The 26,076-nt window shown below is 45.0% G+C and carries 27 protein-coding genes; 11 read left to right on the forward strand and 16 right to left on the reverse strand.

Features of this window, described 5'->3' with window-relative positions:
• Positions 1–62: 62 nt before the first annotated feature.
• From RAH45_RS01210 to RAH45_RS01245, 8 genes are all read right to left on the reverse strand, one after another.
• Complete coding sequence (locus tag RAH45_RS01210) at positions 63–458, reverse strand: hypothetical protein (RefSeq protein WP_144297857.1); 396 nt, start codon at positions 456–458, stop codon at positions 63–65.
• Between the two features lie 8 nt (positions 459–466).
• Positions 467–670: a hypothetical protein gene (locus tag RAH45_RS01215; RefSeq protein ID WP_191690133.1), complete on the reverse strand. Its 204-nt coding sequence runs from the start codon at positions 668–670 to the stop codon at positions 467–469.
• A 30-nt stretch (positions 671–700) separates the two neighbouring features.
• Positions 701–1,585 (reverse strand): N-acetylmuramoyl-L-alanine amidase, encoded by an 885-nt coding sequence (locus RAH45_RS01220; protein ID WP_198328824.1) that lies wholly within the window; start codon positions 1,583–1,585, stop codon positions 701–703.
• 6 nt (positions 1,586–1,591) lie between these two features.
• The gene (locus RAH45_RS01225; RefSeq protein WP_198328825.1) at positions 1,592–2,365 is read right to left on the reverse strand and encodes an MOSC domain-containing protein; all 774 of its coding nucleotides are present in this window, start codon (positions 2,363–2,365) and stop codon (positions 1,592–1,594) included.
• Between the two features lie 199 nt (positions 2,366–2,564).
• A complete protein-coding gene (rsfS, locus tag RAH45_RS01230) occupies positions 2,565–2,978 on the reverse strand; it encodes a ribosome silencing factor (RefSeq protein ID WP_068406254.1) in 414 nt (137 codons plus the stop codon).
• Positions 2,979–3,127: 149 nt separating this feature from the next.
• Positions 3,128–4,021, reverse strand: coding sequence for a nicotinate-nicotinamide nucleotide adenylyltransferase (locus tag RAH45_RS01235; protein ID WP_198328826.1), 894 nt, complete (start codon positions 4,019–4,021; stop codon positions 3,128–3,130).
• A gap of 201 nt (positions 4,022–4,222) precedes the next feature.
• A complete protein-coding gene (gene pta, locus RAH45_RS01240) occupies positions 4,223–6,379 on the reverse strand; it encodes a phosphate acetyltransferase (protein WP_286797529.1) in 2,157 nt (718 codons plus the stop codon).
• Positions 6,380–6,494: 115 nt separating this feature from the next.
• On the reverse strand, positions 6,495–7,724 hold the full coding sequence (locus RAH45_RS01245) for an acetate/propionate family kinase (protein WP_306495411.1): 1,230 nt from the start codon (positions 7,722–7,724) through the stop codon (positions 6,495–6,497).
• A 693-nt stretch (positions 7,725–8,417) separates the two neighbouring features.
• Here RAH45_RS01245 and RAH45_RS01250 point away from each other — a divergent pair.
• From RAH45_RS01250 to RAH45_RS01265, 4 genes are all read left to right on the forward strand, one after another.
• The gene (locus RAH45_RS01250) at positions 8,418–8,729 is read left to right on the forward strand and encodes an LPS translocon maturation chaperone LptM (protein WP_306495412.1); all 312 of its coding nucleotides are present in this window, start codon (positions 8,418–8,420) and stop codon (positions 8,727–8,729) included.
• A 115-nt stretch (positions 8,730–8,844) separates the two neighbouring features.
• The gene (lysA, locus tag RAH45_RS01255) at positions 8,845–10,179 is read left to right on the forward strand and encodes a diaminopimelate decarboxylase (protein WP_306495413.1); all 1,335 of its coding nucleotides are present in this window, start codon (positions 8,845–8,847) and stop codon (positions 10,177–10,179) included.
• 377 nt (positions 10,180–10,556) lie between these two features.
• On the forward strand, positions 10,557–11,444 hold the full coding sequence (gene dapF / locus RAH45_RS01260) for a diaminopimelate epimerase (RefSeq protein WP_306495414.1): 888 nt from the start codon (positions 10,557–10,559) through the stop codon (positions 11,442–11,444).
• Between the two features lie 6 nt (positions 11,445–11,450).
• A complete protein-coding gene (locus RAH45_RS01265) occupies positions 11,451–12,491 on the forward strand; it encodes a tyrosine recombinase XerC (RefSeq protein WP_286795958.1) in 1,041 nt (346 codons plus the stop codon).
• Positions 12,492–12,525: 34 nt separating this feature from the next.
• Here RAH45_RS01265 and RAH45_RS01270 read toward each other — a convergent pair whose 3' ends face one another.
• The gene (locus RAH45_RS01270; RefSeq protein ID WP_306495415.1) at positions 12,526–13,413 is read right to left on the reverse strand and encodes a carbon-nitrogen hydrolase family protein; all 888 of its coding nucleotides are present in this window, start codon (positions 13,411–13,413) and stop codon (positions 12,526–12,528) included.
• 299 nt (positions 13,414–13,712) lie between these two features.
• Between RAH45_RS01270 and RAH45_RS01275 the strand changes: the two genes are divergently transcribed.
• A complete protein-coding gene (locus RAH45_RS01275; protein WP_373429172.1) occupies positions 13,713–15,431 on the forward strand; it encodes an RNA polymerase factor sigma-54 in 1,719 nt (572 codons plus the stop codon).
• 430 nt (positions 15,432–15,861) lie between these two features.
• Entirely contained in the window at positions 15,862–16,242 is a 381-nt protein-coding gene (gene hpf, locus RAH45_RS01280; RefSeq protein WP_068406286.1) for a ribosome hibernation-promoting factor, HPF/YfiA family, read from the forward strand.
• Positions 16,243–16,513: 271 nt separating this feature from the next.
• Here the strand turns inward: hpf and thiS are convergent, their stop codons facing one another.
• The 4 genes from thiS to RAH45_RS01300 all read right to left on the reverse strand — a co-directional run bounded on the left by thiS (position 16,514) and on the right by RAH45_RS01300 (position 18,802).
• Complete coding sequence (gene thiS / locus RAH45_RS01285) at positions 16,514–16,714, reverse strand: sulfur carrier protein ThiS (RefSeq protein WP_102077024.1); 201 nt, start codon at positions 16,712–16,714, stop codon at positions 16,514–16,516.
• A 66-nt stretch (positions 16,715–16,780) separates the two neighbouring features.
• Positions 16,781–17,152 (reverse strand): DUF423 domain-containing protein, encoded by a 372-nt coding sequence (locus RAH45_RS01290; RefSeq protein ID WP_068406292.1) that lies wholly within the window; start codon positions 17,150–17,152, stop codon positions 16,781–16,783.
• A gap of 63 nt (positions 17,153–17,215) precedes the next feature.
• Positions 17,216–18,079, reverse strand: coding sequence for an RNA polymerase sigma factor RpoH (rpoH, locus tag RAH45_RS01295; RefSeq protein ID WP_197488882.1), 864 nt, complete (start codon positions 18,077–18,079; stop codon positions 17,216–17,218).
• A gap of 240 nt (positions 18,080–18,319) precedes the next feature.
• Positions 18,320–18,802, reverse strand: a complete 483-nt coding sequence (locus RAH45_RS01300; protein WP_306495416.1) for a sulfurtransferase TusA family protein — start codon at positions 18,800–18,802, stop codon at positions 18,320–18,322.
• 432 nt (positions 18,803–19,234) lie between these two features.
• Here RAH45_RS01300 and RAH45_RS01305 point away from each other — a divergent pair, with 432 nt between their 5' ends.
• Positions 19,235–20,776: a M48 family metalloprotease gene (locus tag RAH45_RS01305; protein ID WP_306495417.1), complete on the forward strand. Its 1,542-nt coding sequence runs from the start codon at positions 19,235–19,237 to the stop codon at positions 20,774–20,776.
• Between the two features lie 202 nt (positions 20,777–20,978).
• Here the strand turns inward: RAH45_RS01305 and RAH45_RS01310 are convergent, their stop codons facing one another.
• Entirely contained in the window at positions 20,979–21,428 is a 450-nt protein-coding gene (locus RAH45_RS01310) for a GatB/YqeY domain-containing protein (RefSeq protein ID WP_068406303.1), read from the reverse strand.
• A gap of 174 nt (positions 21,429–21,602) precedes the next feature.
• Positions 21,603–21,818, reverse strand: a complete 216-nt coding sequence (gene rpsU, locus RAH45_RS01315; protein WP_010195908.1) for a 30S ribosomal protein S21 — start codon at positions 21,816–21,818, stop codon at positions 21,603–21,605.
• Between the two features lie 510 nt (positions 21,819–22,328).
• On the opposite strand from rpsU, the gene RAH45_RS01320 reads away from it, so the two are divergent.
• The 4 genes from RAH45_RS01320 (at position 22,329) to crcB (ending at position 25,011) form a co-directional block, all read left to right on the forward strand.
• Positions 22,329–22,757: a hypothetical protein gene (locus tag RAH45_RS01320; RefSeq protein WP_226928764.1), complete on the forward strand. Its 429-nt coding sequence runs from the start codon at positions 22,329–22,331 to the stop codon at positions 22,755–22,757.
• 144 nt (positions 22,758–22,901) lie between these two features.
• Positions 22,902–23,453, forward strand: coding sequence for a c-type cytochrome (locus tag RAH45_RS01325; protein WP_193030054.1), 552 nt, complete (start codon positions 22,902–22,904; stop codon positions 23,451–23,453).
• Positions 23,454–23,547: 94 nt separating this feature from the next.
• Positions 23,548–24,588, forward strand: a complete 1,041-nt coding sequence (gene tsaD, locus RAH45_RS01330) for a tRNA (adenosine(37)-N6)-threonylcarbamoyltransferase complex transferase subunit TsaD (RefSeq protein ID WP_068406309.1) — start codon at positions 23,548–23,550, stop codon at positions 24,586–24,588.
• A 51-nt stretch (positions 24,589–24,639) separates the two neighbouring features.
• Positions 24,640–25,011, forward strand: a complete 372-nt coding sequence (gene crcB, locus RAH45_RS01335) for a fluoride efflux transporter CrcB (protein ID WP_068406312.1) — start codon at positions 24,640–24,642, stop codon at positions 25,009–25,011.
• Positions 25,012–25,094: 83 nt separating this feature from the next.
• On the opposite strand, the gene RAH45_RS01340 is transcribed toward crcB, so the two are convergent.
• Positions 25,095–25,985, reverse strand: a complete 891-nt coding sequence (locus RAH45_RS01340) for a LysR family transcriptional regulator (RefSeq protein WP_068406314.1) — start codon at positions 25,983–25,985, stop codon at positions 25,095–25,097.
• Between the last annotated feature and the right edge of the window lie 91 nt (positions 25,986–26,076).

The raw sequence follows: 26,076 nt of genomic DNA on the forward strand, positions 1-26,076 counted from the left end.
TTATGATAAATTAGTCTGAACTTTAATTTTAATCGGTGCGCTAGGTGCACACTACGAGCTTTTCAATAAAACCAGTCGCCATTACGAAGATTTTCTATATCTCTGTCACTTGATTTACGCACCATGTTAGATATTGCACCGTTAGCTTGTCCATGGTCTAGCTTTGTAAGAAAAGTATTGACTTCAGATTCATTCGCATGAAGTATCTTATCTAAGTAATATCGTTGTTCACTCTTGTCTAATGTAGTTTCTTGAAGTTGAAAGGGTCTATGTAGCGCAGCTTGAAGCAATGCCACTCTATATTTATCGTTCTCGATTATTTTGAAGTCTTGAGCATTTATATCTATGATCACGTTATATTCTGCGAAACCACTTTCAACAGAAATACTTAAAGTGTAAGCTCCATTTTCTGCTTTCGCTAGCATACGAAGATCATAAAAGATGATTTCTTTATCCATATTTTTTCCTAATCAGCTTTCCCTTTCTGCGCCTCAGCAATCAACTCATGAATCTTTGCGCTTTCTCTTAACACACAAGCCTCATAAGCCGACAGCTGCTCATGTTCTTGTTCTTTTTTTATTTCCTGTTCTTGCTCCTGCCTTGCTTTTTCTTCCAGATATTTCTGTAGCTCGTCTTGCTCATTTTTCTCGTTGTATTGTGAGTTGCTCATGGCTTATGTCTCCTACTATTTTTTTATCCATTAATAAAAGTCATCACGACCAGCATACTTCTTATTGAGTGCACGTAGTATCGCATACGTTTCTAAATCCAGCTCGCCCGTTGGCTGCTGCGGACGGAAATGCAATTGAAAGGCATACACGACATCGCGACTGGCTTTATCCCACGCGTCTGTGTCATTGATTTGATAACCATAATCGCGAAACGCTTGCTTAATCTCAGGTATCGTTGCCGCGGCAAACGCGTCTTGATTCATAAAGAATTGCTTATCAAACTCATCATACCAAGCCCCAATGCCGTACTCCTTATGCAGTCGCTCCCAAGGGAATTTAGCACCAGGATCGATTTTACGCGACGGTGCCATATCCGCATGACCGATGATATTCTTTGCTGAGATATTATATATTTTCGCCAAGTCTTGTACCAGCTGCGCTACTTTTCGAATCTGAACCTCATTAAATTCGACATAGTGCTCATAAGGATGATAGTCGAGCGCACCGCTTTTTAAGGCGTCTCGATATTCAGGTTTGATGCCTGGGTTGACAATCTCGATGCCGATAGAGGTATCGTTGAGTATCGTTCTACCAGCAAAACCGCCCGTGCCAGCATGCCACGCGCGTTCGCCCTCGGGCACTAAGTTATAAATTTTATTATCGTTATTATCCAAAATCAGATAGTGAGCGCTGACGTCACCAGTAGTCAAAAGCCTAATAGCGCGGGCATTATTACTCACCGTATAATGCAAAATAATGGTTTTGATACGCTCGCTTTTGCCCGTAGCTTGATAGGTTTCGCTATCGATGACGAAAGGCTCGCTGGTCGCTATTTGGACATTATGAGTGGTCACGCAGCCAATGAGGGGCAGCGTTAAGGCACATGCGAATGCTAAAAAGATATTTTTTGCCATGAAATGCTAACCCTTCCTAATTTTCTTTGCTAAAACCTTTTTCCAGCTTTCTTCTAAACATTCAATCGCCAGCCACGGCTCAATCACTTTTGCTGCAAACTTCTCTTTTGAGTTTGATAATTGCCATAGCTTTTCAAGTGTCGCAAAAGGATAGGGGCGTTCGATGAGATAAACCGGCAAATCAGCGTGAATCATACCATCACGTACAACCTGAAAATACCAGCCAGCGATACCTTGTTTGGTCACCCAAGAGGCGATATTTGGCACTTTGTTCAGTTTAAACTGTCCGATTTGGTCATTGATTTTGTAGCAGGGGCGGCGAGGTTGCACGATGCGAAGTTGGACGCTGTTGTTATTATCAGTATTGCCATATTGCCCACCGTATTGAAAAATATCCCCAATACACACCGTCGACTCATCCATTGCAGGCAGGCCATTGACCGCCTCAGTCGTTAAGTTTTCACCCAGTGTGCCAACGCGTACCTTTAAGCCAAACTCTGTATTTATCTTGTCATAAGTTGACGTCGCTAGCTGATGTACAGCTTTTAGCGGGCCGCCATGATGGCGTCTATCGGCTTGTTCATCAGTGCTCAGACCCATGAAGTTGACCGCAACCGCTTCTTTGATGGGTGCCTTATCAATGGCGCTCATCTGCTCACGGGCAAATGGCATGGCTTTGCCAGCACGCACGCAGGTTAAATTGGCGATATGTAGCGGTAAAGGTTGATTGAAATCAGCACTATTTTTTTGGCTAGAAGATGCTATTTGCTCTATGCTCATGGATTATCCTAATCGATAGGGATTTATTAGGCGAGTGGTTAACTCATTAGAGGTGTTAAAGATGGCTATTATCTTAGCCTAATCGGGCATGTGATTATATGGCTTTAGCGATTTAACCTTTATCTGTACCAAATTTTAAACAAAAAAAGACCAGAGTTGACTCTGGTCTTTTTTTAAACAGTGCTGTTAACAAACAAGATTATTTATTTTTATTACGGCGACCTGCGGTTTTCTTCTCACGCGGTACAGCGACCAGCTCAGCCAATTGATCAGGTGACGACCATAGGCCTTCTAAGTCATAGAACTCACGCGCAGCTGGCGTCATCATATGCACGACAACAGAGCCCAAATCAATCAGCGTCCAGTCAGAATCGGTACCGCCTTCACGGCCAAGTGGCATAAAGCCCGCTTGCTTAACTTCAGCGCCGACGCTGTCTGCCATCGCACGGACGTGGCGTTTTGAAGTACCGTCAGCGATGACGATGCGCTCCATCACGTCCGTTAGATTTTCTACGTTTAAAACAGTGATATTTTTTGCTTTCATATCGTCAAGCGTGTTTTCGACTACCGCTAAGCATTCTTTTAAGCGTTCTTCAGTCATGGTATTGGTCATAAATGGTCTTCTCTTCAATCATAAATATTAAAAATAAAATAGTAAATCATCACATTGCTTGCTCACGAGCCCTTGAAAAATAGGTAAATAGGCAGGTGTTTTTACGGCAACATGGATAAAATAGGTAAAGTTAAACGTATAAGGCGATTTTAACGGAATTGAGCAGCAGAATATAGCTGATGGTCGATAATATATTGATAAACGGCAGGATTTAGCCATTTAGCGAACGAATTGGGTACAGTCGGGTTAATGATAGCATTTATTGGCTTTAAAGTTGCGTTTTGCGAACCTTGCTTGCGCAGCTGTTGACGTACTTGGGTGCTTGATATCGCTGCCACAGGGCGCGGGTCTATATAAATGCGTCCTTGAGCGGCGTTTTTCAAGTTACTGCTGGCTGTTAAAGATTTTAAAGCTGGCGCGACAAGGTCAGTAGCCGAGTCAGTGATGAAGTGTTGCAATGCTATGGGAAGCTGAGATTGCAGTGCAGTAAGGTTTGACGTTACTAAGTCTTGATTAATAAGCTTTTCTTGTGCAATAGTATTTTCATCATTATTATTAATAATAGGGTCATTTTCAGCAATGCTAAGCCGATTAAATACCCATAAATTGACATGATCGGTCAGCGTCAAACCGTCTTTCCATTTATCCAAACTCTGCGCGCTGTCCATGCCCATGATAAATATCAGGCTATCGTGCGGGTAGCGCGCGCGTAAGGTTTTTACGCTATCAATGGTATAGACCGGCGGCGTTTGCCACAGCTCAAGCTCATTGATTTGTAGCGGGGTATCTTTTATAGCCAGCTTTAGCATGGCCAGACGGTGCTTAGGGTCGGTGCTGTCTGCTTTAAAAGGCGACCGCGCATTGGGCAATAATGACAGCTGTAGCTCGCGCTGTTGCTGCTTTGCTAGCGGCAGTAGACTTTGATAAACATACAGCGCCATTTGCAGATGACCATTATGCACAGGATCAAATGAGCCGCCCAAATAGGCACGAATGGCGGGTTTGGCGTTTTTCGTTAGGTGATAGTCTTTAGAATGAGGCATAAATAAATGAGCAAAAAGCGCTGCGAATGGACAGTGTCGTTAAGTGAACTATAGCATTATTGTCGAGCGCTCAGTAGGGTCGTATGTTTTAAAGCCCTAAAGATTTAACAAAAATAGTCCATAGAAAACCGACCATCATGATGATAGTCGGTTAAATGTATAGCGATTAAGCATGACTGTAAATTATAAGCTGTAACGAGATTAAATCGCGTCGCTATGCGCTTGGATGGCGGTCAGGGCAATGGTATAAATAATATCATCGACCAACGCACCACGCGATAAGTCATTAACGGGCTTATTCAAGCCTTGCAACATCGGTCCGACACTGACCACATTGGCGCTACGTTGTACGGCTTTATAGGTGGTGTTACCAGTGTTTAGGTCAGGGAAGATGAAGACGTTTGCTTGTCCGGCAACCGGTGAGTCAGGGGCTTTTTGTTTACCGACGCTCATGACCGAAGCGGCATCATATTGCAATGGGCCATCGACGGCGAGGTGCGGCGCACGCTGACGGACGATTTCGGTTGCACGAATGACTTTTTCGACATCAGCGCCCGTACCAGATGAACCCGTTGAGTAGCTAATCATCGCCACTTTTGGATTGATACCAAAGGCGGCGGCAGACTGCGCCGATTGAATGGCGATTTCAGCGAGCTCTTCGGCGTTCGGGTCAGGATTAATGGCACAGTCACCATAGACCACCACTTGCTCAGGTAGCAGCATAAAGAACACTGACGATACCAGCGAATACTGCGGCGCGGTTTTAATCAGCTGAAACGCAGGGCGCACGGTATTCGCTGTAGTATGTATTGCCCCAGAAACGAGACCGTCAACCTCGTCCATCTCGAGCATGGTCGTACCTAAATAAACCGTGTCTTTGAGGTATTCAGCAGCGACTTCGGCGTTGGTTTTACCCTTACGGCGCTCGACCACGGCATTGATATATTTATCCATATCAAGGGTATCAGGGTCGATAATCTCAAGGCCCTCAGGCAACACCAAATCGCGATTTTTCACTACTTGCTCGACCTCACTACGCTTGGCAATCAACACGCAGTTGGCGATACCGCGACTTTGGCAAATGCACGCCGCTTCGACCGTACGCGGCTCTGAGCCTTCTGGGAGCACAATACGTTTTTTGGCATTTTGCGCTTTTTTGACCACTTGATGACGAAATGCCGATGGTGATAAGCGCATCTCATATTCTTGGCTAAAGTACTCTTTAATCCAGTTGAGGTCTAAATGCGCGGCGACATAACGCGCCACTTCTTCAGCGCGCTCGGTATCATCGCTTGGAATCTCAGAGCTCATATGCATTAGGCTTTGTACGGTCTCATAACTGTCACTTTCGACACTCATGATAGGGATGCCGGTTTTGAGCGCCGACTGCCAAAGCTCAGCGACTGTTTCGCTTGGAACCACGCCGCCAGTTAATACCAGTCCTGCTAAAGGGATGCCGTTGATACAAGCAAGTCCTGCGGCCAACAGTAAGTCGTCGCGGTCACCCGGCACAACGATAAGCGTACCACGTTTAAAGACTTCATCAACGCGAGCGACCGAGCGCGCGGTCAAACTGATGCGGTTGATACGGCGCGATTTTGCCTCACCGACGTTTAACCAAGTGGCGTCGAGCTCAGCGGCGATATCCCACGTACGCGGTACAGAGAGCGAATCACTGAAGGGCACCACGCCGATTAAGCGAAACTCTTCGGTATTAAAGTGCGGTGACAAGCGCTGCACTTCTTGCATAAAGCCCTCGTCTAAATTGACGATGGCTTCGCCTGGGGCGACCATTTGATTTTCGAGAGTGCTTTGGGCGTTTGGCAAATTGTGCATCCGCATCAAGATACAACCAAGCGTGCGCTCACTGGCGATACCGCCAAATTCACGGGCGTGGACGTCAAGCTTGTCAGCCAGATAGGCAGGTTTACTGGTATCGGCGGTGCTGACAAAAATGATTTTAGCATCTAAGGCATGGGCAATGGCGCGGTTGATTTGCGACGCATAAGAGGTCTCAGTCGTCGATACTAAGCCTTCACAAATCACCACATCGTAGTCGTCGCCTAAGGTATGATAATTGACGACTACTTCTTCCATCAAATCATCAAGATTGTCGTCGCCAAGCATACGCTCAAGGCGCTGACGGCTGATAGATTTGGGTGGATTAAGACCAAAAGCGTGCATTGCCAGCGCGCTTGAGCTGTCTAAACTGTTTTGCTTATCTAAGGTATCGTCTTGTAAAAACGGCTTCATAAAGCCAGCTTTGATACCGTTATAGTCAAAGGCGCGAATCAAGCCTAACGCCGCTGACGTCACACCGATACCGCGACTGATGGGCACAAGTAAAAAAGTTTGCATAATGTATCCTACTATTTGTTTTATTCTATTTTTTAAGCGCGTCTTATCCTTGTGCCATACAAACGCTTATTGTTTTCTTATGGCACAAGTCATGGTTTGTTTAGCAATCTTATACTTATAAACCTAAGGCTTCGCGCGTTTCTTGGGCAATGCGGCATTCTTCATCGGTTGGTACCACCCACAGCTCAATGCTGCTATCGTCGGCATGGAAACTGCCTTCTTTGCCACCGACCAAGCTGGCGTTTTTAGTGCTATCTACCTTGATGCCAAAATGCGGCATCATCTCTAAAATACGCGTCCGCGTGGTCACTGAGTTTTCGCCAATCCCGCCAGTAAAGACAATACCGGTAAAGTTAGGTAGCGCACAGCTTAAGCTGGCAAGGTACTTAGCGACGCGGTAGCAAAACATCTCAATCGCAAGTTTGGCGTCTTGGTGACCTTCGTTGGCGGCTTGCTCGATGGTACGTAAATCATTGGATAAGCCTGAAATACCCAGCAGCCCACTTTCGTTATTGAGCATCTTATCGGTTTCTTCTAAGCTCATGCCTAGCTGGCGCTTGAGATGAATATGCAAGCTTGGGTCAACATCACCGCTGCGCGTGCCCATCATCAGCCCTTCAAGCGGCGTCAAACCCATACTGGTATCGAGACTTTCACCATTATAGACAGCCGTCGCCGAGCAGCCATTACCTAGGTGCGCGGTCAACCAACCATGTGGCGCTTTAGCACTGGTGATTTCGCTGGCGCGTTCTGATACATAAGCGTGCGAGGTACCATGAAAGCCGTAACGACGGATTTTATATTCATCATAAAGGACTTTTGGCAGTGGATAACGAAACGCAACAGGTGGCATGGTTTGGTGGAAGGCGGTATCAAATACCACCACTTGCGGAATCTCGGGATAAATCGCTTGTACCGCTTCGATACCTAGCGCGTTGGCAGGGTTATGGAGCGGTGCCAATACTTTTAAGCGTTTGACTTCTTCTAACACATGCTGATCGACACGCACCGCTTCTGAATACTCGCGGCCGCCATGCACCACGCGGTGGCCGACAGCAATAAAGTGATATTGCTCAAGTAACTCAAGGATTTTTTTCAAGGCCAGTTCATGACGACCGCCAGCGATGGCGATTTCTAGCTTTTCACCATTTAGCGTTGTGTGTTTGATGCGCGCAGTGTCGAGGCCTAAGTTTTCTGCCAGACCTGTGATACGCGTAGCATTGTCTTCGCTGATGAGTGCGTATTTGATTGAAGAGGAGCCGCAATTAAGGACTAAAGTGGGGTTGGTTAGATTCGATGTTTCAGAGTCTTTATCATTAAAATTGGTGGTTACGCCAGCGCTCATACTCTATCCTTAGAAGTTATTTTTTGGGTGGTGATTCGACATCGATAGTCACCGATTACATAAAAAAACCAGCCATATTCTTGTCGCCGTAAGCCAAACAGCTGCCATACGCAACAATCCTATCGCTGATTTTTATCCTTGCTTTTAGTCTTACTTTTCGCATTGTTTTTAATATTTTTCTTAATATTGTTTTTCGCATTTCAGGCTTGCAGTGTTTTTAAAATACCTTAAAAGCGCATAATTGCCCAAAATTCTCGCAGCAGTTAATGGCTATTAAAACCCATATTAGCGCTTCATTGCCGCTGCAAGGCTTCACTATAATGTACCATATTTTGAGGTTTATACCACGATAACTATAAGGCTTTAATCATGCCGTTTTATACAAGTGTACACCGAATGCCATCAACCGCTGCCAGAAATAATAGGATAAAAGCACTTTTTATAAAATTGTAAGTAAGTTTGTCTGTGGTTCTCTATCTGTAGCTATTGATAGCGTTTATAAAATCCCATTTTGCCTATCGTTAGTCGTTAATTCTTATAAATTTATGCGCCAATCAGCAGCAGGGGGCGCACAACTTTATCGAATAATGCTATGATTAAAAAATTGTCCTATTTTTCTACTGCAGCCTTATTTTCGCTGATAGTGATTGTTATCGCCTGCAAACCATTGCAAGATGAAAGGTTAGCCATTCTATGTTTACTATACGCCGTACCTCAAATTTTAACAGCGCTAATTTAAGCGTTGACGTCAAATCTTCTGTTTATCAGTTAACCATAGCGACGCTGGTAATTGGGGCAACTGCGTTGGCAGGTTGCGGGCAAAAAGGTGATTTGTACTTAACAGAATCGAGTAGCCAAACGGTAAAAGATAATACGGCTGTGCTTGAGAGCACCAGTCATCCGCAAGATGCCGCCTTTACTAAGCTTAATGACAATGCAAATCACGCGCAAAACGCTAAAGATTTTCAGTTGCCTGCGCCGAGTACGGATCCTAACGATTATTAATGCTTGTCTATTAGTATTGGTTTATTAAAAGCCAAATACGCAAACGATTCTCAGCCTATCCAAGCTACTAAACCCATTAATCCCTTAATACATTGATTATATTAGAGACAACTTTATGAGTCAGTCAGTCACGACCAAAACTGAGCAAGGATTGTATGTGCATCCTGAAGCCTTAACCGACCATTTGCCTGCGCTCGATTATCGCGATGGCGCGTTATATATGGAGCAGGTAAGTATTGATGAGGTGGCCAAGCACTATGGTACGCCGTGTTATGTCTATTCAAAACAAGCGGTTTTAGACGTTTATCAGGCTTATACGACGAGTTTTGCCAGCCTAAAGCATCAGATTTGCTATGCGGTGAAAGCAAACTCTAACCTTGCTGTACTTGGCATCTTGGCGCAAGCAGGAGCAGGATTTGATATCGTCTCACGTGGTGAGCTCATGCGGGTGTTGGCAGCGGGCGGGAAAGCTGAGCGCGTGGTATTTTCAGGCGTTGGCAAAACCTATAGCGAAATCGAATATGCCCTTAACCAAGGTATTGGCTGCTTTAACGTTGAATCGATTAGTGAATTGGCGCTGATTAATGAAGTGGCAAAAGCGCTTGATAAAACCGCGCCGATTTCATTGCGGGTCAATCCAGACGTCGATGCCAAAACCCATCCGTATATCTCAACCGGTTTAAAAGACAATAAATTTGGCATCAGCCATGAAAATGCCGTTGCGGTTTATGAGCAAGCGGCGCAATTAGCGCATATTGATATCGTCGGTATCGACTGCCATATCGGCTCGCAATTGACAGAGGTTGCGCCATTTGTCGCGGCACTCGATAAAGTGATTGAGCTGATACATAGTTTGCGAGCTAAAGGCATTGAGCTGCGTCATATCGACTTGGGCGGCGGCCTTGGCGTACGTTATATCGATGAGACGCCAGTGTCTATCGAGACGTTTGCGCAAGCATTACTGCCTAAACTGGGTGAGCTTGGTTTAACGGTATTCTTCGAGCCAGGTCGCAGTATCGTGGCCAATGCCGGTGTATTATTAACCAAGGTTGATGTGTTAAAACCAACCGAGCACAAGAACTTTGCTATTGTCGATGCGGCAATGAATGATTTGATACGTCCTGCTTTATACCAAGCTGAAATGGCAGTGATTCCTGCGACATTGCCCAAAGACGGTTTAGATACCGATGGTACACAGCCGTGGGATATCGTTGGCGCGATTTGTGAAACTGGTGACTTTTTAGCAAAAGACCGCTTATTGTCATTAGCAACAGGTGATATTTTAGCCATCACCGGTGCTGGTGCGTACGGCTTTACCATGAGTAGCAATTACAATTCGCGCGGTCGTGCTAGCGAAGTGATGGTAGCCGATGATAAGCATCAACTGATTCGCAAACGCGAAACGCTTGAGTCTTTATATGCTGATGAAGTGTTGTGGCAGGATAAATAGTTTTTTAGCCAGTTTAGTGCTTACTAATTTTTTAGTTAAAAATGACCCATTGTGATAAAGACAGTGGGTTTTTTTATGGTCGAAGTAAGACAGTGATAGTCGTCTCGCCTTACTATATAGTCAAAATATTCTAAAAGCGCAACGGTACTGCTGATATCAATTTTTTGTAGCCTCTGTCTGCGTAGGCACAGCAAGCAAGAAAAATTGATATCAGCAGTGCGTGATGACTCTATATTACTTTTCACTCACTATAAATGCTTTTTTATTATTTAAAGCTGGCTATATAAAAGGAAGCTCGATAGCGGTGATAATTATGATTGTATCTGACAGCGTGCTACTATAAGGCATACATAAAAATAGGATAGGATAACAAGGATATGCTAATAGAATTTACAAAAATGCATGGGCTGGGCAATGATTTTATGGTCATCGATTTGGTGACCCAGCGCTTAGAATTGACCAAGGAATTGGTACAGCTGCTGGGCGATCGTCATTTAGGTATAGGCTTTGATCAATTGCTCGTTGTTGAGCCGCCGATGCGCCCCGATGTTGATTTTAGTTATCGCATTTTTAATACCGATGGCACAGAGGTTGAGCAATGCGGTAATGGCGCGCGCTGTTTTGCCCGTTTTGTGCAAGCGCGTAAACTGTCATTTAAGCAGCGCCTGCGCGTTGAGACGGCAAGCGGGATCATCTCCTTAACGACCGACCGTTACGGTTGGGTCGAAGTCGATATGGGTAAACCGAAATTTGAGCCAAGTGAGATTCCCTTTACTCCAAGAGCGACGACCAAAATCCAAAACGCCTATCATCTAAACGTCAATGGTACGCCGGTGCAGCTGTATGTCGCCAATATGGGCAATCCGCATGCGGTCATCAGGGTTGATGACGTCCTTGAAGCTGATGTCGAAACTTTGGGTAAAGCCATCGAATCACATCCGGCCTTTCCAGAGCGCGTCAATGTCGGCTTCATGCAGGTCATGAATCAGCGTCATATCCGTCTGCGTGTTTATGAGCGCGGCGTTGGCGAAACCCAAGCTTGTGGTACGGGCGCTTGTGCAGCGGTGGCGGTTGGTATCCGTGAAGGCTGGCTTGATGAAGGCGAAGACATACGCGCGCAGCTTTATGGCGGCAGCATGATTATCAAATGGCAGCCGGGTTATTCTGTGATGATGACTGGGCCAACGGCGTTTGTCTATGAAGGGGTGTTTAGCCCAGATGGCTTAATGGCGCAAGCAGGCATTAAGCCTACTCCAGAAGGCTAATAGATAATGACGACAACGCCTAGCTCGAATATTCAGTCAAACATTACATCAAACACTAAATCAAACACATGGCTATCGGCAGAATTGGCAACAACCATCGAAGCAGATAGTACGCTACGTGAACTGCTAGCGCCAGTGCATCGTTGGCTAAATACGCTGTCGGTACGCAATCACTCCGAGCACACATTGGTGGCTTATTTTGCAGGTCTAAATCAATTGGCGCTGTTTTTACGCGGCAAACGTCTGACATGGACGCGTTGTGATAAGCGGCAGTTAGCCCAGCATATCAGCCAACGCCTAGATGAAGATAAGCTGGCACTGGCGAGCGTTCAGCAAGAGCTATCGGCTATCCGTCATTTTTATGGCTGGTTGATAGAAGAGGGTTTAGCGCGTATTAACCCGACTACGGGCTATCAGCTTAAGCGCAGCCCTAGACCGCTGCCGTCTATCGCCGATGTGGATTTATTGACGCAATTGCTTGACCAAGAAATCCCTGATACGCCAGAGCAGGCGCGCTTGTGGTTGCGTGATAAGGCAATGTTCGAACTGCTTTATAGTAGCGGTCTGCGTGTTGGCGAGTTGGTGGCGCTCGATATGGCCGATATAGACTTGGCTGATTTGCGCGTGCGCGTGACGGGTAAGGGCAACAAAACGCGCTTAGTACCTTTAGGCATCAAAGCCGCCGAGGCGATTAAACGTTATCTACCGCACCGCAATCTTTGGGTAGAGCAGATGGACAATGCGTTGTTTATCAGTGAAAAGTTAGGTACACGTTTATCCACGCGGGCGGTGCAGCAGCGACTCAAAGTTGCGGCTACGCGGGCTGGGATTGCGCAAAATATGTATCCACATTTATTGCGCCACTGCTTTGCATCGCATATGCTATCTGGCAGTGGCGATTTGCGCGCGGTACAAGAAATGCTCGGTCATAGCGACATTAGTACCACGCAGATTTATACTCATGTTGATTTTGCTAAATTGACCCAAGTTTATGATCGCGCTCATCCGCGTGCGTCGCATACGCAAAATGGTGTTGATGTTACTTAAGTTCTGGTTATTTCTTAAGCATTTAATCCTACATTTATGCCAAACGGTGACAGTCAAAGATTGGCATCTTTTGCCGTCCTTGCGCTTGTCCTGCTTTATCTAAGTTTGCTAATACCAAGGCATAATTTTTATTAGCAGAGTTTTTTAAGTCACTATCCTCATAGCTATTGATAATCGTGCCGTCATAAGCAGTAATCGTGCTATGTCCCCATGTTTGCCGACTATCGTCATTCTTATAAAGATGCTCACCACCTTGTGCGGCACCAATCACCATACACTGACTGTCTAATGCCCGCGCGCGTAGCAATAGCGACCAATGTGCCTGTCCCGTTAAATAAGTAAACGCCGATGGCGCACTTAACACCTCTGCGCCCGCCTGCCGTAATCGCTGCGCTAAGGCTGGGAAGCGTAAATCAAAACAGACCATCATACCAAGCTGATAAACGGTGTCATTTGCTTCGAGCGGAACCACAACCGTTTGCGTGCCGGGCTCAAAAGTCGCCGCTTCATTATAGCTGCCTTGTTTATCGGCGACAGTCGCGGTAAATAGGTGAATCTTATCGTAGCGCGCTACTCGTGTACCATCGGGTGCAAATAGCTGACTGACTTGGCGCAATCTACCATCGGGCACGATGACGCCATCAGGGCGATAAGGGCAGGGCAGCGAGCCTGCTAATAGATAAATACCAAAAGCACGTGCATACTCGGCCATTGCGTCGGATAACTCATCAAAACGCTCGGCAGTAGCAAACTGTCGACCCATGCTACAGCAGTTTTCTGGCAAAACCACTAGCTGCGCACCTTGCTTACTTGCCTCACTAATGGCGGCTTTTATATCGGCTAAATTGGCTTCGATATCTTGCTGACTGCTCATTTGTACAGCCGCAACGGTCAGCGGTTCATTTTTAGTAATCTCATTCATAATATTATTCTCAATTTTTAAGCTTTGTAGGGTTTTGCCCTTATTTATTTTTTATCCTGTTATATTTAAAGGCTCAGCATCCCTGCAAAGCTATTGCAGTTTTATAATGTGAACAAAAGCTAAAAAATAGCTTACCTGAACAGAATATAAATTATCATAGCAACATTGTAGCAAAAAATGCTATCGTCATGACCTGATAGGCTAAAGCGCTTTTTAATGATGATAAGCGTTAATAAGCGCAGGCTTCAACCAGCATAACATATAGAATCTCACCACGATCGAAAGGTAATCAGTCACCCATGAGTATGTCGTTTGGATTGGCGACCACGCTAAATACCTCGCAAAAGCTAACCCCGCAAATGCAGCAAGCCATCAAATTGCTGCAGCTCTCTAGTCTTGAGCTCGCGCAGGAGGTACAGGCGAAGCTTGATAGCAATCCTTTGCTAGAACGTGTGGAAGAGGATGAAGATGACTATGCTAATTGTGATAGTTACGACAGTCATAATGGCGAGCCGTTAACATTAGATAGTTGGAATCAAAATGCTAGCGTTGATTCGTTTGCTAAATCTACCCATTCTTCAGATGATGGTTTCGACTATTTTGACAATAGCAGTGCTGCCAATATAAGTGATGAATACAGTAGCGATAGCTTAGATAAATTACAGCAAGCCAGTTTTGATGATGAAGCAATCGACAATTATGCCGTAGAGGGCGACGATTATAGCGGTTTTGACAGCGGTAATTATGCCTCTGCCGCGATAGGTTCAGGGAGTCTTTCAGCTCATTCGGCTAACGGCAACAATGAGGACTTTGATAGCTATCAGGGCAGTACCAGCGCCACCATTCAAGACCATGTACGCTGGCAGCTGAACTTTAAGCGCCTCTCCGAAACAGATACACTTATCGCCGAATATCTCATGGATTCTATGGATGAAATGGGCTTTATACGCCTTGATATCGATGAGTTGTTACAAAGCTTTGATACCATCGCCAGCTTTTATCAATGGGACGAGCGCGTCGAGTACGATGAGGTCATGGCGGTACTGCGCATTATCCAATCGTGCGATCCGCTTGGCGTTGGCGCACGCAACCTCAATGAGTGCTTAGCGCTGCAATTGTCCAAGCTTGATACGAATACAAAGTATCTTAAAGAAGCCCAAGCGCTTCTCTCAGCCAGTGAGCATTTGGTCAGCAATAATATCAAAGCCTTGACTGAACTCACCGGCCTTGCGCCTGAACAAATTACCCCAGCGCTTAACCTGCTACGTACGTTAAACCCATCACCCGGCCTACTATTTCAAAGCAGTCAGCCCAATTATATGCAGCCGTCAGAAAGCTACGATATTCCTGATGTATTGGTCACGTCGATTCGCCGCCACAATAGCAATAATAGCACCGATAACCAAAATGGAAACGACACGACTGCGCAAGTAGACGGCTGGCAAGTGCGCCTTAATCCTGACACTTTGCCTAAATTGCAGGTCAATCAAGAATATGCCAATTTGGTCAAACGTGGCGATGACAGTCCTGACAATCAATATCTGCGCGAAAATCTCACCGATGCGCGCCTGTTTATTCGCAGTATCGAAGAGCGTAATCAAAACCTTTTAAAAGTAGCAACCAGTATCGTACGCTACCAGCAAGAGTTTTTGCAACATGGCGCAACTGCCATGCAGCCCTTGATTTTAAAGGCGATTGCCGAAGAAGTTGATTTGCACGAATCGACTGTCTCGCGCCTGACTACAAGCAAAACCATTTTGACGCCCCAAGGGTTGTTTTCCCTGAAGCATTTCTTCTCATCTCACGTCAGTAGTAGTGACGGAGACATCTCCTCGACCGCCATCAGCGCCATGATTAAACAGCTTATCGCAGATGAAGACCCGAAAAAGCCATTATCTGATAGCCGCATAAAAGATTCTTTATTTGCAGAAGGCATTGATATCGCCAGACGAACGGTAGCCAAATATCGTGAAGCAATGAATATCGGATCATCCACTCAGCGCAAACGAAAATATTAAATGTTGTCATTCAACGACTTATAAATGTCATACCACCAGAATTAAGCCAATTCAAACGTAAATAAAAAATAAAATTTTTTGATTATATAGAAACATTTATGAAACATCATTTTTTATTACATTTACTTACAATTTGATGGCTTGCTACTCTTTGGTTTTCATGACAAATTAGAGTCATACCAACAACGAAAACCCAGTATTGGTTTGGCCGATTTAGTTAATTTAACAAATGATAAAAATGTATTTTAATTTTTTATTTTAATAAAGGAGTAGAAGAATAAAGCAGTTAGCGAATAGAAAATGACAAGCCAAACTTTATGATAAGAAAGGTACTGGATGAATTATTGGTAAGGCAGCATGACAAAAGCTATAAAGCTAACTCACTGCTGATTGTACGTAATAATATAAGCAATAATAAAAGGACGATAATATGAATGTTTCTATCAGTGGTCACCATATCAGTGTTACCGAAGCCATGGACAACGCCGTTCGCGAAAAGCTTGTAAAAGTAGAACGTCATTTCGATCAGATTCAAAGTATTCAGGTAAAATTATCGCTAGATAATAGCGGCTCAAGTGAAGGTGGGAAAAAGACCCATAAAGCCGAAGCGATTATGCGAGTTGCAGGTCAAGAAATGTTCGTCCAAGCCTGCGAAGACGATATGTATAAAGCCATTAATGAGATGGCAGACAAGCTCGATAGACAAGTACGTAAATATAAAACCCGTCAGGATCGTAAGAAAACTCAAGGCCCAGGGCGCGATGAACGCTACGAAGAGCTGACAGTTGATGATGCAGCACCTGTCATGTAATGGGTTCGTCACTGCTCTAAGTAGTATTCACTACAGCAACCGATCTACATAGTAGCTGACTTTATTATTATGACTGTTTGATAAATATAGCCTATAAGATAATTATTATAATTGGCGTATTTACTAAGTAATCATATTGGAATGATAGCTCGTAAAGTTGCTTTATTTGTTAAGAGCACGACAAATAAAAAAGACCTCAACGTATCAACGTAAGAGGTCTTTTTTATTGCTTAATTTTTATCCATGAAAAAATTAGCGGGCTAATATTCGCTTAACCACCACCAACTGCTTGTACCACTTCTATATTCATACCTTCAACAATACGCATTTTATCAAGCTCACTTTTTGGAATAAGTTCACCATCGATTTCAACCGCATAGCGGCCTTTACTAAGACCAAGCTCATTGACGACCATTTGGACGGTTTGATGCGTGGTCTGCAATTTTTTACCATTGACACTAATATTACTCATAATATGTGCTCCCTAAAAGCTAATAATCCTTTGTTACTCATCCATTGACCCATTTTGTTATTCAACTTAAGCAGTATGGCCTAAGCGAAATGTCGAGACCGCAAGCCATAGCCAACCGGCAATCATCAGCATACCGCCGATAGGGGTAATCGCTCCAAGCCAGCGCGGTGCCCCAAGCGTCATGGCATATAAACTGCCCGCAAAAATAAGTGCGCCGATTTGTAGCAGCCATGCTGTGGTTTGGGTCGTATAATTAAGGCGAATAAGAATACCAACGAGCAATAATCCAAGCCCGTGTACAAACCAATATAGAGTTGCCGTCTGCCACCATTCAAGCTGCTGGATACTGACCGAATTTTTAAGCCCATGAGCGCCAAACGCGCCCAAGGCGACGGCGATAGCCATATTAATAGCAGCGATACTTATCCAATTTAGCATGGTAAAACTCGTGTTATAAATAGGATTGTTATCATAGGTAAGTTTTAACTAACAAACTAAAGCTTATTGGATATCATCGGGCAAAATAACGCTATCGATGGTCATGGCTTCACGGATTTTATCCATGGCGTTTTTTTCGATTTGGCGTACGCGCTCTGCTGAGATAGAGTAAACCGCTGCTAGTTCATGTAAGGTTGATTTTTGCTCAGAAAGCCAGCGCTGCTCAACGATATCGCGTGAACGATCATCTAGCGTATCCATCGCTGCTAGTAGAGCCGATGAGTTGTTCTCTTCCCAGTCATCCTCTTCAACCATCTCTGCAGGGTCGATACCATCTTCTAAAAACAGCTGCGGCGCGTAGCGACCATCGTCATCATCGCTCGATTGCGCTTCAAACGACGCATCATACGAGGTCAAGCGTGACTCCATTTCTAGCACTTGTTTACGTGTTACATTTAAATCGTTGGCAATGGCATCGGCTTCTTCGAGCGTTAATTGGTTGTTGGTCTTTTTCAGGCTGCGTAAGTTAAAGAATAATTTACGGTGCGCTTTAGTAGTAGCAACTTTGACAATACGCCAGTTACGAATGACGAATTCGTGAATCTCAGCCTTAATCCAATGCACGGCAAAGGATACCAAACGCACGCCTTTATTAGGATCAAAGCGTTTAACCGCTTTCATCAAGCCCAAGTTGCCTTCTTGGATTAAATCGGCTTGCGGCAGACCATAGCCTGAGTAGCTACGGGCAATATGAATCACAAAGCGTAAATGCGACATAACCAGCAGACGCGCCGCTTCAACATCGCCCTCATCATAATAGCGGTGAGCAAGTTCTTGCTCTTGAGTCGGTGTCAAAATCGGAATTTGATGCACGGTATTAATATAAGCGCCCAAGTTTACGCCAGGCGCCGATAAATGTGTTGGCATAGCAGGCACTAAGTCACGGGTACGTGTATCGCCAAGTGCGCTCGCATCGTAAGGCGGACGCGCCGCAGCGGCTTTCAAGGCCGCATCGCGTGCTTCGTTTTTTTCAGGTGCTGCGCTGTCTTTTTTACGGGTATTTGCAGCGTTATTAGAAGTATTAGCCATATTCTTGACCTTGGTTAAATAGATAAGCAATGAGTCAGATAAAAATCTTATAGTTATAATTGTAAAGGATAGCGCCGCTTAGTTGCTATCAGTTTTGGTAATGATGAAGTGATATATTGTATCAACAGCAGTACTGGTTTTTGTTCCTAGCATTTTGTCGCTACTTGCCGCTGTTGCTTGATTGATAAGCAATAATAAGGGATTTGCTGTGCCTGTTTGCTGGCTCTGCTGACAAAAAGCGCTGATATCAGCTTGTGAGTTTGGGTCCGTGGCAACGACATATAGCGATTCACCAACCGCTACTTCTCGTAGCGCCACTTTGGTTTTTAATAGCGGCATAGGGCAGGCAAGACCGCGCCCATCGACCATATTTTTAATTATGATTGGCTGTCTTTGCTCTGCGCTATCCGTCGAGTTAAAATTTTCTACTAAGTCAAAAGAATCTGTCGGCAATAAATTAAGCAGCTGCGTTATCGATTGCTGCTGCGCGTCAGATACGGTTTCGACAAAACAAATAGGATATGAGTCTCGTACAATGACAGATTGGTTATCAGTAGACATAAAATAAACCTTTAAAATATCAATGTTTGAGAAAGTATCACTTGTAGTCCATGGATAACAAGCGCTTACCACGACCTACTATTATAGCAAATTGCCACTACTCAATTGCAGTTGAATATAGTTATCATAATCATTGGTCAATCAGTATATCTAATAACAACCGGGCGATAAGATAAACTTTACATTTAATACTTCGCTTTATAACGCTTCAGTTTACACAAGCATGTTGCACAAGCGTGACGCGTGGCAGCGTTATTGGTAGCCAGATGCAGACGGCAATTGACCTTAACTAAACAAGCTCGTATAGTCAAAAAGACGTTAGGATTACTCGGATAGGATACGCACTTGTATTATTTTCATAGACCAGCATTGCTTAAAAAATCGCTGTTTAAAAGAACGCTAAAAACGCTAACAGGCGTTTTTGTACTAAAGGTGGGTATATCGGCTACCTTGCTGGCACTGGCCACTACTGCCAATAGTGCTGGCACGCAAGTCGCGCCATTTACTTACGGTTCCTGGCAGACGTCAAGTGCTGAAGAATTAGATTTACCCAATTTGCGCGGGCAGGGGTTAAGCTTTGCTGAGCAATATGAAAATAAACTGCTTGGGGAGTGGTCATTAAGAAACATCAATAGTCGCGCGAAGATGGAGCACGACCCTTGGATTTATGAAACCATAAAAGAGATGACGTGGCGGCTAAATGCGCAAGCTCGCCAGCAAGCGCCGCTAGGTTTGGTTATTATTGATAACCCTAGTATCAATGCTTTTGCAGCGCCCGGCGGGGTAATTGGGCTCAATACTGGAACGATACTGGCGGCAAGCAGCATGGATGAGCTTGCCAGCGTCGTTGCTCACGAGGTGGCTCATATTAGCCAGCACCATTATGAGAGCGGCGCGGATGAGCGCAAAAAAGCCTTGCTGATGCAAATAGGCGGCATGCTGGCAGCGATTGCAGCCTCAGCGGTCGATGGCGATGCGGCGGCGGCAGTCATGATGGGCAGCCAAACCGCTACCATGAATAGCAGCATGGCTTTTAGCCGTAGTAATGAGCGTGATGCCGACCGTGTGGGCATGCAAATCATGAACCAAGCGGGTTACGATCCACGCGCCATGCCGCGCTTTTTTGCAACCATGAATCAAAAAAGCCAGCTCAACCAAACCGCCAATCAATTCCTGCCCAGTTTTGTGCGCTCGCATCCTTTGAGTAATGAGCGTTTAAGCGAATCGCAAAGCCGCGCCCAGCGTTATGATGCTCTGCCTTTATCCAAGCAGCAGCGCCATCAAGCGTTGTTTGATTTGCTCTATTGGCGCACGCAAAGCACCGGCGAGCATGTCTCTGAAACCGCGTTGACGACCGCCGCAAAAAATAGTGTTGGCGCAAAATTGGCGCTGATGTATTGGTATGGCGAGCAGCAGCGTTTTGGCGAGGCCAATGAGATATATACCGAGCTGTCAGCGCTACCTGCAACGCAGCGGCAAATACTCGAGCCGTTATTGTCCATTACCCAAAGTCAAATTCTCACTGAGCAAAATAAATGGCAGCAAGCGGCGGAACTGCTTGAGAGTCAGCAACGCTTATATCCTGAACGCCGTGACTTGCGTCTTTATTTAGCGGAAGCGCTGACCAATAGCAATCAGCCAGCCAAGGCGCAAGCACTGCTTAAGCCCCTGACCGAGCAGCAGCCAAGCGACCGCTATGCGTGGCAAAGCTTGCAATTGGCCAATGAAAAAATCGCCAAAACTACCGAGTCGCCGCAACTGGCAAAAATTGCCACCATCAATGCACTGCGTTATCGCAGTCATGACCAGCTGTGGAGCGGACATTATGAGCGCGCGCTGACTTCCTTAACGCAAGCCAAGCAATTGACCGAGCAAATGCAGAAAACCGCGCAAGCGAGCAGCGCTCGACCGTTACTTGTCAGTATTAATGCGGAAATCAAAGCGGTAAAAACCGCCAAAGACTTTAAGCCTTAGGCGGTTGTTTGCTAGCTTGGGTCGATACGCAGATTAAGAATATATAACTTTTTTGGTGGTGTGTCAAAAAGTATGCTGATTAAAACTTGAACAATTTTGAAGCCTTGAAAGCCCTATAGAATCAGAGAACTTAGCATAGATTTCTTATTGACTTCTATCGCCAGCATACTTTTTAGAACACCACCACTTTTTTTAACTTCAATTAACCTTGCAGAGCATCTTTTACCAATTTAGAGATTAATGCAGGGTCAGCACGGCCTGCGGTTTTATTCTTTAACACCCCCATCACGCTGCCCATATCGCGCATTGAGGTGGCGCCTTGCTCTTTGATTTCGGCATTGACCAAAGCGGCAAGCTCGGCATCATCCATTTGTTTTGGCATAAACTCATTAATAATATCAATCTCGAACTGCTCTTTACTGGCCAAATCATCGCGGCCGTTTTCGGTAAAGATAGACAAGGACTCATGACGCTGTTTGAGCTGCTTTTGTAGCACTTCTAACACTTGCGCATCATCAAGCTCGGTTTGGCGATCAATCTCAATCTGCTTGACCACAGATTGGACGTTGCGCAACACTTTGACGCGTTCAAGCTCGCGCGCTTTCATAGAGGTTTTGATGGTGTCAGATAACGTCTGTTTAAGTTGGCTCATTGTTATTATTCCTTATAAGTATGGGTAAAATAGTTTTTGGTAAGTGTTAAATAAAAATATGCTGAGCATTTATCAGCAGCAATAACAAAAATTGTAGCATAAAAAACGCCACTGTTATTCATCGATAACAGTGGCGTTAGTGTAGCGCTGGTAGGTAGCTAATCGTATTGGTGATTAGTACATACGAGTGGTACGAATAGTTTCGCGTTGTAATTTTTTCTTATAACGCTTTACAGCAGCGGCTTTTTTGCGCTTGCGTACTTGCGTTGGTTTTTCATAAAATTCACGCTTACGTACGTCTGATAGAACGCCGGCTTTTTCACAAGCACGTTTGAAACGACGGATAGCGATGTCAACTGGTTCGTTTTCTTTAACCTTAACTGCAGGCATGAAATCTCCTTGATTAGGATGAGATATAAGGGCATTAGTTTGGCTGTGTATTAGTATTTAGCCGTAATATCTCAAGATTATCGGCATCAGCTCAAACTAGGATAGTCTTGCGCACTAGCACAAGGGCGCTTATTTTAATCAAAAACTGCAGTAAAGTCAAAGGCTTTAGCGTATTTATGTAAGATAAGGGCTTAAATAGAGGTCAAATAATAGACAATAAAATTTAATTACACCGTACAAATATAATAAGATTTAACTGAAGGCGTGAGTGTTAATATTTTTAATAATCTTTTAACAAATAATCAATAAATTGTGGACAAAACAGCTGTTTAGCAATAACGGCTTATATGGAGTCTATGGTATCCTATCCTATCCTATCCTATACTCAGTCTGTCGCTCATATTTAAGCTGCTTTAAATTTCAAGATTTAGCTATTGAAACTAGACGCTTAAAAATATGCCGAGATAGACGTTACAAGGCTTTTATAGCTATTATTTTGAGGATTTTTGAATGAAAAATGGCATGAAGAAAACAACGATTGGTACTGCATTGTGGGCGACATTGTTTCTGACGATGGGCGTCAGTCTAAGTGCTTGTAGCACTGACAAGGAAGAAGCGAGCACTGAATCAGGTGAAGTCTTAGCAAAAGATAAAGTCGATGAAGCTTCAGAACTTGCACGTGCAAACGCACCTGAAGCAGAAGATATGGACTTCCCAGAAACAGCGCCGATGCCTGCTGCTGACACGGCAGAAGGGACAGAAGAGGGTGCTACGGGTACTGACACTGCAGTAGCAGAAGATGGCGCAGCGACAGATGCGGCAGGAGATATGGCTACTACAAGTACTGATACAGAAGCGGCTACTACTGATAGTGCCATGGCGACAAATACCGATGCGGCCGCTACGACTACTGATACGACTGAGCCTGCAACGAACTAATAGTATTTAGTAGCTATGAGTAATTAAGTAAGTAAGCCGCATGCTCATTTCATAATAGCGATTCATCATTGCCAGCGATGACTATTAATATGCCAGCTACGATATTTAAGTTTATATTAACAAACTATAGATGAAGGATTAACTATGACTATGCAGCAAAATACAATGAAGAAAAAATCCGTTGCTAAAATGAAGAAAAAATCCGTTGCTAAATTGGCGCTCACAAGCCTAAGCTTAAGTGCACTTTTGGCATTGAGCGCTTGTAGTGGCGGCGACAATACAGCGGCTGAAGAGCCAGCTACTACCAATGAAACTGAAACGGTGGCTATAGAACCTGAAGCGCCTGTAACAGAAACCGAAGTGGTCACCCCTGAGCCTGCGGTTGAAGCAGAGCCTACGGAAGTACCTGTCGTAGAGGCTGAACCTGAAGCTGCTGCTGAACCAGAAGTGTTGGCGGCCGATGCTGGTGCTCAGCTGTACGAAAAGCAGTGTAAAGTTTGCCATGAGAATGGTTTGCTTGACGCACCGAAATTTGGTGATAAAGAAGCTTGGGCACCGCACCTTGCCAAAGACATAGAAACGTTACACATGCATTCTGCTAAAGGCTTTAATAAAATGCCTGCGCAAGCGGTTGGAGACGTCACTGAAGCACAAGTTCATGCCGCAGTTGATTATATGGTTGCTGCCGCTCGCTAATATTACGTATTGAAATTTGCTAGAATGACCGCCATTGTAAGCTAACAGTGGCGGTTTTTTATTAATGCTACAAAGCAAATATAAAGGCACATAGATGAAAGTATTGGGTTTAGAGACCTCCTGTGATGAAACAGGTCTGGCGATTTTTGATAGCGAGCAGATAGATAGCAATAATAAAGGCTTGCTTGGGCAAGTGCTGTATTCACAGATAGAGCTGCATGCACTTTATGGCGGAGTAGTGCCTGAGCTTGCCAGCCGCGACCATATTCGTAAGCTGGTACCGTTATTCAACGAATTGCTAGAGCAGTGCGATATCACTAAAAATGAGATTGATGCGATTGCTTATACCAAAGGGCCGGGACTTATAGGGGCGCTGATGACGGGCGCATTATTTGGACGTAGCTTGGCTTATGGCTTGGATGTGCCAGCGATTGGCGTTCACCATATGGAAGGACACCTGTTAGCGCCTTTGATGGGAGCGAATCCGCCAGCGTTTCCATTTGTCTCCTTACTGGTTTCTGGTGGTCATACTTTGCTGATTGCCGCATATGGTATCGGGCAATATGAAATCCTTGGTGAGTCTATCGATGACGCGGCGGGTGAATGTTTTGATAAAGCGGCTAAAATGCTTGGTCTGCCATACCCTGGTGGACCAAATATTGCTAAATTGGCAGAAAATGGCAAACAAAATGCCTATGACTTACCGCGCCCGATGCTACATCGCGGTTTAGATTTTTCCTTCAGCGGTATGAAAACGGCGGTGCATAATCTTATCAAGGACACTGATGGCTCCGACAGCGATCCAAAAGTGCGCGCCGATATTGCGGCAAGCTTTCAACATGCAGTAGTTGATACCTTGGTGAAAAAATGCGTCAAGGCACTGAAACAAGTCGAGATGAGCCGCTTGGTGATAGCTGGCGGCGTCAGTGCCAATAGCCATTTGCGTGAGACATTAGAGCGCGAGCTTGCTAAAATCAATGCTAGCGTTCATTATGCGCCGCCAGCCTTATGTACCGATAATGGGGCGATGATTGCTTATGCCGGTTACGAGCGCCTGCAAGCCGGTCAGGCAGATGATTTGGCTGTTAGCTGCGTCCCGCGTTGGCCGATGACCGAGCTGCCTGCGCTATTATAAATGCTATCTTATACTTAACCTATTAAACTTTATCTTACTCAAGGATAGCTTATGCAATGGCTTGCAATTGGATTAGGTGCTGCCATTGGTGCTTGCCTGCGCGGCTGGTTGGCGCGTTTTAATCCGCTGCATAGCTGGATACCGCTCGGTACGCTTGGCGCCAATGTCTTAGGTGGACTTTTAATAGGATTAGCATTAGTTTGGTTTGAGCGTATTGGTAGCGGCTTGTCTCCCAATGTCAGGTTGTTTGTCATAACTGGTTTTTTGGGTGGACTGACGACTTTTAGTACCTTTAGTGCTGAAGTATTTACTTTTATTAATGAAGGGCGCTTGCTGGCAGGTTTGAGCTTAGTGTGGTTACATGTGGGACTGACATTACTGGCAACGGCAATTGGGTTTTATTTCTTTAAATTGGTTTTGTAATAATAAAAATGTCGCAATAAAAAAGAGCCATATTAATTTTTAATACGGCTCTTTTTTAAACAACTTTTTAAAAAAAGCACTAGCTATACCGGTTTTACAATCCCTTCTAATAGACTGGCGAACCCTTGCATATAAGCCATATCTTGGCTTGCGGTGCGCGTCGCTGCATAGAGCTGACAGTAGACGCCACTGCCTAATGGGCGTGAAACTACCCAACCTTTTTTCTCATACTCGCTTACCACCCAATCAGGCAGTGCCGCCACCCCGCGCTCGCTAGCAACCAATTGAATTAGCATCGCCGTGAGCTCGGTGGTACGAATTGCTTTAAAACTGACCTCTTCTGGGGTCATAAAATTGGCAATGATATCGAGGCGCTTAGCTTCTACCGGATAGGCAATCAAGGTTTCAGCAACCAAGTCTTGGGCATGAATAAATGGTTGCTCAGCCAAGTCGTGAGTCGGCGACAGCACCAAACGGCTCTCGTATTCAAACAAAGGCTGATAACTGATGCCCTCTATAGGTAAATTACTGGTGGTAATCAATAAATCGATATCACCTTCTTGCAGTAAATGATGTGGCTCAGGCTCAAAACCAGTGGCAAAATCCAGCTCAACATCTGACCATTCGCGACGATAGTGATTGAGAATCGGCATCAACCAATCGAAGCAGCTGTGACATTCAGACGCAAGGCGCAATCTGCCTGCCTGCCCATGTGCCAAGCGCTTTAAGTTGGCTTTGGTGCGCGTGACCTGCGGCAGGATGCTATCAGCCAGCGCCAATACTGTTTTGCCCGCTGGGGTAAAGGTCAGCGGACGCGTGCGCCGATTGACCAAGCTAATATCGTAGTAATTTTCCAATTCTTTTAACTGATGGGAGACCGCAGAGGCAGTGACATGCAGCTCATCGGCAGCAGCGGCCAATGAGCCATGGGCTCGCAGCGCAGTTAGTGTATTAAGATGACGGAGCTCTAGCATAAAATAACCTAACCACTGACGTTAAAGAAATAGGAAAATAGGTGTTTAGAATCTTGAAAAATCATAGGCGCTTTTTGCCTAAAATTACATT

This window comes from Psychrobacter sp. van23A, from assembly GCF_030845275.1.
Lineage (GTDB): Bacteria > Pseudomonadota > Gammaproteobacteria > Pseudomonadales > Moraxellaceae > Psychrobacter > Psychrobacter faecalis.